General features: G+C 44.7%; 9 protein-coding genes and 1 other RNA gene. All 10 read right to left on the bottom strand.

Annotation, left to right across the window (positions count from 1 at the left end; genetic code table 11):
- Positions 1-284: 284 nt before the first annotated feature.
- Positions 285-728 carry a GNAT family N-acetyltransferase gene (locus HFE01_RS16580; RefSeq protein WP_174821129.1) on the bottom strand — a complete coding sequence of 148 codons (444 nt, stop codon included), beginning with the start codon at positions 726-728 and terminating at the stop codon, positions 285-287.
- Positions 729-1175: 447 nt separating this feature from the next.
- Positions 1176-1540, bottom strand: a transfer-messenger RNA (tmRNA) gene (gene ssrA, locus HFE01_RS16585).
- A gap of 255 nt (positions 1541-1795) precedes the next feature.
- The gene (gene smpB, locus HFE01_RS16590) at positions 1796-2275 is read right to left on the bottom strand and encodes an SsrA-binding protein SmpB (RefSeq protein WP_007428162.1); all 480 of its coding nucleotides are present in this window, start codon (positions 2273-2275) and stop codon (positions 1796-1798) included.
- A 266-nt stretch (positions 2276-2541) separates the two neighbouring features.
- A complete protein-coding gene (gene rnr / locus HFE01_RS16595; protein WP_107734407.1) occupies positions 2542-5151 on the bottom strand; it encodes a ribonuclease R in 2610 nt (869 codons plus the stop codon).
- A gap of 188 nt (positions 5152-5339) precedes the next feature.
- Complete coding sequence (gene secG / locus HFE01_RS16600; protein WP_013368823.1) at positions 5340-5573, bottom strand: preprotein translocase subunit SecG; 234 nt, start codon at positions 5571-5573, stop codon at positions 5340-5342.
- 330 nt (positions 5574-5903) lie between these two features.
- Entirely contained in the window at positions 5904-7190 is a 1287-nt protein-coding gene (eno, locus tag HFE01_RS16605) for a phosphopyruvate hydratase (protein WP_013368821.1), read from the bottom strand.
- A 63-nt stretch (positions 7191-7253) separates the two neighbouring features.
- On the bottom strand, positions 7254-8798 hold the full coding sequence (gene gpmI / locus HFE01_RS16610) for a 2,3-bisphosphoglycerate-independent phosphoglycerate mutase (RefSeq protein WP_016820126.1): 1545 nt from the start codon (positions 8796-8798) through the stop codon (positions 7254-7256).
- 1 nt (position 8799) lies between these two features.
- Positions 8800-9552, bottom strand: coding sequence for a triose-phosphate isomerase (tpiA, locus tag HFE01_RS16615; RefSeq protein WP_013308264.1), 753 nt, complete (start codon positions 9550-9552; stop codon positions 8800-8802).
- A 59-nt stretch (positions 9553-9611) separates the two neighbouring features.
- Positions 9612-10793: a phosphoglycerate kinase gene (locus HFE01_RS16620; RefSeq protein WP_107734406.1), complete on the bottom strand. Its 1182-nt coding sequence runs from the start codon at positions 10791-10793 to the stop codon at positions 9612-9614.
- A 122-nt stretch (positions 10794-10915) separates the two neighbouring features.
- Complete coding sequence (gene gap, locus HFE01_RS16625) at positions 10916-11926, bottom strand: type I glyceraldehyde-3-phosphate dehydrogenase (RefSeq protein ID WP_017427870.1); 1011 nt, start codon at positions 11924-11926, stop codon at positions 10916-10918.
- Between the last annotated feature and the right edge of the window lie 76 nt (positions 11927-12002).

The raw sequence follows: 12002 nt of genomic DNA on the forward strand, positions 1-12002 counted from the left end.
GTAATACAATTAATTTTATTAAGCGGTTTGGATAATCGAGGTTTGTAGAGTTGGAGTTACTTGGTCCGCAATCGAACTTATTAAAGAGCAAAAATCCGCTCTATGAGCGGGGAAGTGGCGACGGATATGAAGTGAAACTAATGCAATTAAATGAGAAGGCAGCTCTTCCAACCAAAAAAAGACGGTACCGACGAAAGCATCATTCAACGTGAAGTCCGTACCATCTCTAATTCAAGAATACTACACAAAATAATTTTAAGTAATTCAAATTGTCCTTATAATATTCATAATATGCTTTTCTCAAATAGAATTTCATCACGAATCGGAATACCATTATCCGCTACTTTTGGTATTCCAGGTTTTACGATCCTTGCCTTTTCAACAGAGTTTGGAAATATTTTCGCAATTTGATAACCTTTTTTTTGATAAAATAAAAAAGCATGTAAGTTATCATTAGTTGTTACTAATTTTATTTTGCAACATCCGCTCTTTTTTGATACTGCTTCTACCTGATTCAATAACGCAGTACCAATTCCCTTATTTTCATCTTTGCTATCTAAAGAAATGATTTCACATTCATTATCGCTTATAACATAAGTGACTAATCCCATAATCTTTTCTGTATGATCTACGATAGCAAATCCATCTAACTCATCACATTGATAGATCCCGCTAGAAATCACCATTTGAGGAGTTCCCCAATTACAAATAAAAAAATCGGTTATCATTTTTTTATCAAATTCTTTTGTATCAACTATACGCAAGATTTCCCCTCCATTTTACGAATTTATAAATTGGTATTATCGTCCAAAATATTATATCTAAAAATCAGGCTACTGGGATGTCAGTAACCTGATTTTATTCCCTTTGAAATTGTTATACTTATTTTATGGTTAAAAGTTATATTATCTCTGTATTTTTAGAGTAATTTATATTTATATTTCGAACTGTATTGTAATATAAGTTTTAGGTGTAAAATGCAATAGAAAAAAACTATTAAAAAAAGCAGCCATTACAGAAGATAATCTGTGATAGCTGCTTTCTGTCTTTCAGGACCACATCACCAGCCGGAATCTTCCTGAGATCAAGAAGTTCATCGGCAGCTATGTAGAAAAGGTGATCGTCTACAAAGAACACGTAGAAGTCATCTTTAAGCTACAAGTTGTGGATTTGATCGATGGAGGCGAGGGGAGTCGAACCCCTGTCCGAAGATAACGACACATAAGCTTCTACGGGTGTAGTCACAGTTTTGATGTCACCCGAGTATCGCCCCGTAACCGGCTATACGTTGGGTCAGCCTGATTGTCTTCTTCAGCACACCCCAGGCGGAGATGTGACAGCGTATCCCACTATAGGTTAGCCCCTACATCCGGCACATGGGCGATGCAGGAGAGGAGCACGCTCACAGGTTATTAAGCTGCGAAAGCGTAGTTGTTTTGTTGTTTGCCGTTTAATAGGCTTTAGCGTTGATGAAGTGGACGCGTCCCCACTACCCGCTACCCATGCTCGAACTATCCCCGTCGAATCCATAAACGCCCCCTTATTATAAAAGGGCTCCACGGATAAATCCGGAAACACCGGAGCATAAGTGCATAATATCAAAAGCCAAATCCTAAGATTCAACACTCCAAACAAGTTAAATCAAGATGCATTGAAAAATTACTACTTCGTTAGTATAACATATTACATGTCATAACGAAACGGAATGAAGCCATTAAGGCTCGATAAAATAGCACCATTACAGGAACAAGTAACTTATCCACGTAATTTGTACCATACAGAGTAAGCAGACTGCTTATCTTGCAATTTTTTGCTTCTCTCTTAGTGCACGTTGGATATCACGCTGTGCATCACGTTTGGCAGCTGTTTCGCGCTTATCATACTGCTTTTTACCTCTACCCAGTCCAAGTAGCAGTTTGGCATAACCGTTGCGAACATAAATTTTGAGCGGCACGATGGTGTAGCCTTCCTGTTTCGAGAGACCAATAAGCTTACGAATCTGCTCTTTATGCAGCAGCAACTTACGCGTACGCGTCGGATCAGTCGGATTGTTACGATTACCTTGTTCAAAAGGGCTGATATGCATATTGTGAATATGAATTTCGCCATTACGGATCGTAGCAAAAGCATCGCTTATATTAGAGCGACCATTCCGCAGAGACTTAATCTCTGTTCCCGTTAACACCATGCCCGCCTCGTAGGTGTCTTCAATAAAATAGTCATGGGAAGCTTTTTTGTTCTGGGCGAGCACTTTCCCGTCTGCCTTCTTACCCATGAATACCACTCCTTATACATAACTTAATTCAATCTAGAAATCTCGCTACAATGAGCTACCCTAGAAATATATTGTAACAAATTTCGGATGGTAAAAGCAAGAAAAGTCAAGGCTTCTACATTTCTAATTACCCCAATAGCACACTAAAATCAAGCGGCTTCTATCCATTGCTACAGACAGAAACCGCTCATATACCTAAGCCTCATTTAGCATGATCTACTGCTCTTGAGAAGCTCTAGTCTCCTAAAAAAGTAAGTTGGTTCAACCTACTTTTTCTTTTTCCGTACAAACCCAGCGGTGCTATTTCCACCGTTAGCGCCCTTTTTTTTCCGCTTGCGACGTGCTGCGCCTTCACCGCCTGATTTGGCATCATTACCTGGGGTAGCTGCATCACCAATGAAGATCCCGCTGGCAGACGTCTTCTTCCGTCGCTTGCTTGCACCCGTTGCTGGCGAGTTATACCCGCCCTTGCCACTGCCAAAGCCGAAGCTGCTAGCTGAACCAGCTCCTGCTCCGTTAGCACTGCCGCGCCCTGAACGCCCTGCGGTGCTGATGCCTCCGTTACCGCCCTCTTTAGGCTTTCCAGCCGCCTCACGACCGCCTTTACGCTCTCTACCAGCCTTGTCCTTGCCGCCCTTGCGGTCACGTCCTTCTCGGCCCCTGCCTTTACCGCGGCCCTCGCCACGTGCAAAATCTCCGCCCTGGCCCGATCCACCCGTCCGTTCACGGCGTTGCCGTTGCTTCATATCGACGAGTTCAAAGTCAATTGTGTAATCTTCCATATTCACACGTGCGACGCGAACCTTAACCTCATCCCCAATGCGGAACACCTTAGAGGTGCGTTCTCCGATTAACGCCATATGCTGCTCGTCAAAATGATAATAGTCGTCTGTAAGTGCACTCAGACGCGTCAGACCCTCGACAGTGTTGTCTAGCTCAATGAACATCCCAAAGCTGGTTACACTGCTGATGATCCCCTCAAACTCCTCGCCAACCTTGTCCAGCATGTATTCAGCCTTTTTCATTTGCTCTGTGTCGCGCTCTGCATCCACAGCCACACGTTCACGCTCGGAGGATTGCTGAGCAATGTCTGGCATGCGTGCAGTCAAGTATTCCTGACGCTCATCTGTCAAAGCCCCGCCATTCTCCAACACCTCACGAATAACACGGTGAATTACCAAGTCAGGGTAACGACGAATCGGTGATGTAAAATGAGAGTAATACTCCGCGGCCAGTCCAAAATGTCCTGTTGACTCCGCATCATACTTGGCCTGCTTCATCGAACGCAGCATCATCGTGCTAAGCACCGTTTGCTCCTTCGTACCCTGAATGTCTTCCAACAATGTTTGCAGTGCACGCGGATGAATGGAATTTCCTCGACCTTTGATCTGATGACCAAAATTAGCTGCGAAAGCCATAAAATTTTGCAGCTTCTCTGGATCGGGGTCCTCATGAATTCGGTACAAGAACGGTACCTTAAGCCAGTGAAAATGTTCGGCTACCGTTTCATTGGCCGCCAGCATGAACTCTTCAATAATTTGTTCGGCTATCGTACGATCCCTTTTCACAATATCGACAGCTTTGCCTTCGTCATTCACAATCACTTTGGCCTCATCAAAATCAAAATCAACCGCACCCCGGCGCATCCGATTTGCACGCAGCTTCAACGCCAAATCCTTCATCGTACGGAATACATTAACCAGGTCCTTGTAGCGTTCCATCAGTTCTGCATCTTCCTCTTCGAGGATTTTGCGAACGTTCGTGTAGGTCATCCGTTCCTTTGTTTTAATCACGCTGGTGAAAATATCATGCTTTACGACCTTCATATGCTCATTGAATTCCATCTCACAGGATAAAGTCAGTCGATCCACCTGAGGATTCAATGAACATATTCCGTTTGAAAGTCGATGTGGAAGCATCGGAATGACGCGGTCAACCAAATACACACTACAACCGCGGTTATATGCCTCCTGATCCAGCTTGGAATTCTCACGCACATAATACCCTACGTCAGCAATATGAACGCCCAGACGGTAGTTTCCGTTCGGCAAGCGCTCTACATTAACCGCATCATCGAGGTCTTTGGCATCCTCACCGTCAATGGTAACAATGATTTTATCGCGCAAATCACGCCGTCCTTGACGTATGATCTCTTCTTCCGTAATCGCATCAGGAGCCTGATCCGCTTCCGCCATCACTTCATCCGGAAAGGCTTCCGGGAGCTGATGCTTGCGAATAACGGACAATATGTCGACGCCCGGATCATCCTTATGACCCAGCACCTCCAGCACTTCGCCTTCTGCCGCTGCACGTCCTTCCGGATAGCTCACAATACGCACGACGACCTTTTGCCCGTTCACAGCTCCGTTGAAGCTGTCCTTAGGAATGAAAATGTCCCGATTAATACGTTTATCATCAGGCAAAACAAAACCATATGCTTCGTGGTTCTGAAACACACCGACTACCTGAAGCACTGCGCGCTTAACGATTCGCACAACTTCGCCTTCTAATCGGCCACCCGCAGGTCCCTTTGACGTCACTCTTACCAGTACCGTATCTCCATTCATTGCGCTCTTTAAGTCGTTAGCATGAATGTACACATCCGGGTGCTCCCGGTCCTCTGGAATCAAAAAAGCAAAGCCCTTGGCATGGGCCTGCAAACGCCCGCGCTGCAAATCCATCCGTTCTGGAACACCATAACGGTTTGTGCGGGTCAGCAGAATTTTCCCGTCTTCCTCCAATGCGTTCAAGAGCTTAAGGAATTCACGAAACTCTTCTGCATCCTTAATGTCAAAATGTTGCTCCAGCTCCTGGTATGTCATAGGTTTATATGCGGTCTCGCGCATGAAATCAAGTAGTTGTTGCTCTGTTATCATAATTTTGTCCACCTCGGGTGACCTTTAGTTTTCAGTAATAAATCCGCATGTTCCTTGTTCCTGATACAAGGCTCTTAATATACTCATACCCTAGTATACACGAATTTAATCGACGGCATCCCTGCCTGTCCAAAATCCAAAAAAGCCCCCGTTTCCCATGAAACGAAGGCTTAAGGTATATACTTATCTTATTTTGCGAAAAATGCAACCAAAACGGAAACGATCATAAAACATGCACCCAAAACAGCAGTTACGCGTTGTAAAATCAAATCCATACCGCGAGCTTTGGTCTTGCCGAACAGATGCTCAGCACCGCCAGAGATGGCACCGGACAAACCTGCGCTTTTCCCCTTTTGCAATAAAACAACCGCAATAACAGCAATCGAGAACACAACGAGCAGCACTTTCAAAAAGATTTCCATGAAAAATCCCACCTCCTGAGCTTATACATCTGTTTTGCAAAACAACACAGCCTCTTTTATGAAAACATGCACATATCATGCTTTAAATAGCCGGAAATTAACGCAAAACACTATTTTTATTCTACCACAGCTTCCAGTAGATAACAACAGCTACAGTAAGACACTTAGCCATTAAGCTTCTGTAGATAATAGATACATTATTCATAACAAAAAACAGACCTGCTTGCATATAGCGAGCAGGTCTGTTTAATTCATGCGTAAAAGCTTCGAGCGTCAGACTTCGTGATCATAAACCATCGTTCTAAGACGCTGTCAGCATTTTTCGCAATATTATTTTTTCAGGTTGTAGAAAGATTTCAGGCCGTGGTATTGAGCCAGTTCGCCCAGTTGATCCTCAATGCGGAGCAATTGGTTGTACTTCGCAATACGGTCAGTACGGGAAGGAGCACCAGTTTTGATTTGGCCTGCATTTGTTGCAACAGCGATATCAGCGATTGTGCTGTCTTCGGATTCACCGGAACGGTGAGAGATTACAGCTGTGTATCCTGCGCGTTTAGCCAATTCGATAGCATCGAATGTTTCAGTCAGCGTACCGATTTGGTTTACTTTGATCAGGATAGAGTTACCGATGTTTTCATCGATACCTTTAGCCAGACGCTCAGTGTTAGTTACGAACAGGTCGTCACCAACCAATTGGATTTTGTTGCCCAGTTTTTCAGTGAGCAATTTCCAACCTTCCCAGTCATCTTCGGAGCAACCATCTTCAATAGTGATGATTGGGTATTTATCAACCCAAGAAGCAAGCAGGTCAACGAACTCAGCAGAAGTGAAGGATTTGCCTTCGCCTTCCAAAGTGTATTTGCCATCTTTGAAGAACTCAGTGGAGGCAACGTCCATACCGAGGAATACGTCAACACCTGGTTTGTAACCAGCTTTTTCGATTGCTTCGATAATAGTGGACAGAGCTTCTTCGTTGGATTTGAAGTTAGGAGCAAAACCACCTTCATCACCAACAGCTGTGTTCAAGCCTTTGGAATTCAGTACAGATTTCAGGTTGTGGAAGATTTCTGCGCCAACACGCAGAGCTTCTTTAAATGTAGGAGCGCCTACAGGCAGAACCATGAATTCTTGTACGTCAACGTTGTTGTCGGCATGAGCACCACCGTTAACGATGTTCATCATTGGTACTGGCAATTGTTTAGCGTTGAATCCACCCAGGTAAGTGTACAGTGGCAAGCCCAGAGCTTCAGCAGCAGCGCGAGCGACAGCCATGGATACAGCCAGAATTGCATTTGCACCCAGTTTACCTTTGTTTGGAGTACCATCCAATTTGATCATCAGTGTATCAATTTCTACTTGGTTCACAGCATCCAAGCCGATTACTTCAGGAGCAATAATTTCGTTCACGTTTTTAACTGCTTGCAGAACACCTTTACCCAGGTAACGGGATTTGTCGTTATCGCGAAGCTCTACAGCTTCGTGAGCGCCTGTGGATGCACCAGAAGGAACGATAGCGCGACCAATCGCACCGGATTCCAGATATACTTCAACTTCAACCGTAGGGTTACCACGGGAGTCGAGGACTTCGCGAGCGTACACGTCAGAAATAATAGTCATTTGTACTTAATCTCCTTTGTAATTCATAATTTATTGGTCAAGCCTATACTTATTAAATCAAGCTTACTTGCGGGATGCAATCATAGATTTTCCTGTCATTTCCGCAGGTTGCGGAAGTTGCATCAAATCCAGAAGCGTTGGAGCTACGTCAGCCAGAATTCCATGCTCACGTAGAACGATATTTTCGTCAGTCAAAATGAACGGAACCGGATTCGTTGTGTGAGCTGTGAACGGACGTCCCTGCTCATCAATTTCCATATCCGCGTTACCATGGTCAGCGATGATAATTACCACGCCGCCTTTGGCTTTAACTGCATCTACAACACGTCCAACACATTCATCCGTCGTCTCTACTGCCTTAATTGTTGGTTCCAGCATACCGGAGTGTCCAACCATATCCGGATTGGCAAAGTTCAGGATAATCGCATCATGCTTGTCGGCTTCGATTTCCTTAACAGCAGCATCCGCTACTTCATACGCACTCATTTCAGGCTGCAGATCATATGTAGCCACTTTAGGCGAGTTGATCAAAATACGAGTTTCGCCAGGAAGCTCCACATCGCGTCCGCCACTGAAAAAGAAAGTAACGTGCGGATACTTTTCTGTCTCAGCAATACGCAATTGCTTTTTGTTGTTTTGTACCAGCACTTCGCCAAACGTGTTGTCCAGGTTTTTCGGTTCATAGGCAACAAAGCCTCCAACCGTTTCACTGAACAAGGTCAGGCAAACAAAGTGCAGATTTTTAGGCCATTGTGGCCCACGGTCAAAACCACGGAAATCTTCATTGGTAAATACTTGAGACAATTGAATCGCACGGTCAGGACGGAAATTCAGGAATACGACAGAGTCATTGCTTTCAACCAGCCCTACAGGGCTTCCATCAGCCTTCACAATAACAGTTGGCTCCACGAATTCATCGAACACTGATTTTTCATACGATTCCTTCAATGCTTCGAGTGGGTCGGTATATTGAGGACCTTCACCGTATACGATTGCACGGTAAGATTTCTCAACACGTTCCCAACGTTTGTCGCGGTCCATTGCATAATAGCGTCCTTGTACGGTTGCAATTTGGCCAATGCCCACTTCCTGAATTTTAGCGACCAGTTGTTGCATAAAGCCTACGCCGCTATCAGGCATAACGTCACGTCCATCCATGAAAGCATGAATGTACACTTCGGTTAATCCTTCTTTTTTAGCCAGATCCAGCATAGCGAACAGATGGCTGATATGGCTATGCACACCACCGTCGGACAGAAGTCCGTACAAGTGAAGTTTAGTGTTGTTCTTCTTCGCATGCTGCACGGCTTTAACCAATGTTTCATTGTCGAAGAACTCGCCTTCACGGATGGACTTCGAAATACGAGTCAAATCTTGATATACGATTCGGCCTGCGCCGATGTTCAAGTGACCTACTTCGGAGTTACCCATTTGTCCTTCCGGCAGACCCACCGCTTCACCAGAAGCCGTCAAAGTAGTATGTGGATACTGTTTTAAATACCGGTCGTAATTCGGTTTATTGGCCTGTGCAACCGCATTGCCTTCCACAGTGTCACGCAGTCCGAATCCGTCCATAATAATTAAAGCTACCGGTTTTGGTGCTGTCATCTTACTTCGCCCCCTCAACAAGCGCGATGTACGACGCCGGTTGAAGACTGGCACCGCCCACGAGCGCGCCGTCGATATCGCTTTGACCCAGGTACTCAGTAACATTTTCAGGTTTTACACTACCACCGTACTGAATACGTACAGCATTTGCTGTATTTTCATCATACAGCTCTTTAATCAGACTACGGATGTAGGAAATCACTTCATTCGCATCCTGCGAAGTGGAGGATTTGCCTGTTCCGATGGCCCAGATTGGCTCATAAGCAACTACAACTTGTGCCGCTTGATCTTTAGCCAGACCAGCAAAGGCTGCTACAGTTTGCACTTTTACAACTTCTTTGGTTTGACCTGCTTCACGGTCTTCCAGCTTTTCGCCTACGCATACGATTGGTGTCAGGCCATGACGGAATGCTGCATGAACCTTTTTGTTCACCGTTTCGTCTGTTTCGTTGAAATACTCACGACGCTCGGAGTGTCCGATCACAACGTAGTCTACGCCCAGATCTTTCAGCATTCCGCCGCTGATTTCACCTGTAAATGCGCCATCTTCTGCAAAGTGCAGGTTTTGTGCGCCGATTTTAATAGATGTACCTTTTACTGCTTCAACCAGAGCAGGAAGATTTGTAAATGGAGCACAGATAACGCTCTCCACTCCTGCAACCTCTGCTTTACCTTTGATCTCTTCGATGAAGGTTTTAGCTTCTGGTACGGTTTTGAACATCTTCCAGTTACCCGCGATAATCGGTGTTCTCAATGGTTTCAACTCCTAACTATTAGGTGCCCTAAAGCCTTTATTACGCGTAATGCGTTTGATTATTTATCGTTAAGTGCAACAACACCCGGAAGTGCTTTGCCTTCCATGAATTCCAGGGATGCGCCGCCGCCAGTGGAGATGTGATCCATTTTGTCAGCCAAGTGGAATTTTTCAGCCGCAGCCGCAGAATCACCGCCACCAATGATGGTGTATGCTTCTGTTGTAGCACAAGCTTCCGCTACTTCACGAGTACCGCCAGCGAAAGGCTCGATTTCAAATACACCCATTGGTCCATTCCAAACAACCAATTTGGAGTTTTTGATAACATCTGCATAGATTTTACGAGTTTTCGGTCCGATATCCACGCCTTCCCAATCTGCAGGAATGCCGTCGATGTCCACAATGTTCGTGTTCGCTGTAGCGCTGAAATCGTCAGAAATAACGATATCCACAGGAAGGTAGAAGTTTTTGCCAAGCTTCTTCGCTTTTTCAATAAATCCAAGAGCTACGTCCAGTTTGGATTCATCCAGCAAAGATTGACCCACTTCATGACCTTGAGCTTTGAAGAATGTATAAGTCAAACCGCCGCCAATAATTACGTTATCTGCAATGTTCAGCAGGTTGTCGATTACGTCGATTTTGTCTTTTACTTTGGAACCGCCAATAATGGCTGTAAAAGGACGATCTGGATTCGACAGAGCTTTACCAATGACAGACAACTCTTTTTCCATCAGCAAGCCGGAAACAGCCGGAAGGAAATGCGCGATACCTTCTGTGGAAGCATGAGCACGGTGTGCTGCACCAAATGCGTCATTCACGAAAATGTCAGCCAGTTCAGCAAATTGCTTCGCCAGTTCAGGATCGTTTTTCTCTTCTCCTGGGTAGAAGCGTACATTTTCAAGCAATAGCACATCGCCGTTTTGCAGTTCAGCCACTTTCCCTTTAACAGCCTCGCCAACTGCTTCGTCTACCTTAACAACAGGCTTATTAAGCAGTTCTGACAAACGCACGCCAGCAGCAGTCAGACGCATGGATTCAACGACTTGACCCTTTGGACGTCCAAAGTGACTCGCCAAAATAACTTTTGCACCTTTTTCAATCAGGTAGTTAATGGTTGGCAAGGTTTCGCGAATACGCTTGTCATCGGTAATTTTACCATCCTCAACCGGAACGTTAAAATCTACACGAACAAACACCCGTTTTCCATTCAGTTCTATATCACGTACGCTCTTTTTGTTCATCTCCATATTCCTCCGCACCCTTATAATTTTACGAAACAGGAATTTAAGGCACATTTTGATATATAAAGAGCGGAAACAATAACACCTGTTTCCGCTCTATGATGTTGCTCGATAAGGAATTCTTATTTAGCCAATTTAGCGAAGTATTCCAACGTACGGATCAATTGTGCAGTGTAGGACATTTCGTTGTCGTACCAAGCTACAGTTTTAACCAGTTGTTTGTCGCCAACAGTCAGAACTTTAGTTTGAGTTGCATCAAACAGGGAACCAAAAGTCAGACCTTTGATGTCAGAAGAAACGATTTGATCTTCAGTGTATCCGTAAGTTTCAGGATCGGAAGCTTCTTTCATCGCTGCGTTGATTTCTTCAGCAGTTACGTTTTTCTCCAGAACTGTTACCAGCTCAGTCAGGGAACCTGTTGGTACTGGAACACGTTGAGCTGCACCATCCAATTTACCTTTCAGCTCAGGGATAACCAGACCGATTGCTTTAGCAGCACCAGTAGTGTTAGGAATGATGTTTTCAGCTGCTGCGCGAGCACGACGGAAGTCACCTTTAGCATGTGGAGCATCCAAAGTGTTTTGGTCGCCAGTGTAAGCGTGAATTGTAGTCATCAAGCCTTCAACGATACCAAATTTGTCTTGCAGTGTTTTAGCCATAGGAGCCAAGCAGTTAGTTGTGCAAGAAGCACCGGAAATTACAGTTTCAGTTCCGTCCAGAATTTCATGGTTTACGTTGTAAACGACAGTTTTCATGTCGCCAGTAGCTGGAGCGGAGATAACAACTTTTTTAGCGCCGCCTTTCAAATGTTTCTCAGCAGCTTCTTTAGTTGTGAAGAAACCTGTGCATTCCAGAACGATGTCTACGCCCAGGTCTCCCCAAGGCAATTCTTCAGGGTTACGGTTAGCCAAAACTTTAACTTCTTTACCGTTTACTTTGAAGAAACCGTCATGTACTTCTACTTGTCCTTGGAAAGTACCTTGTGTTGTATCATATTTCAACAGATGTGCCAGCATTTTGGAATCTGTCAAGTCGTTAATTGCTACTACTTCAATACCTTCTACGTCTTGAATACGGCGGAAAGCAAGGCGTCCAATACGTCCGAAACCGTTAATACCAACTTTAACTGTCATGAGTGAGTTCCTCCCAAAGTTCGTTTAGTTTAGTTTTATATATTCAAGACAGACCCGAAAGCCCGTCAAGACAACA

Source organism: Paenibacillus sp. EKM10P (assembly GCF_011800655.1).
GTDB lineage: Bacteria > Bacillota > Bacilli > Paenibacillales > Paenibacillaceae > Paenibacillus > Paenibacillus polymyxa.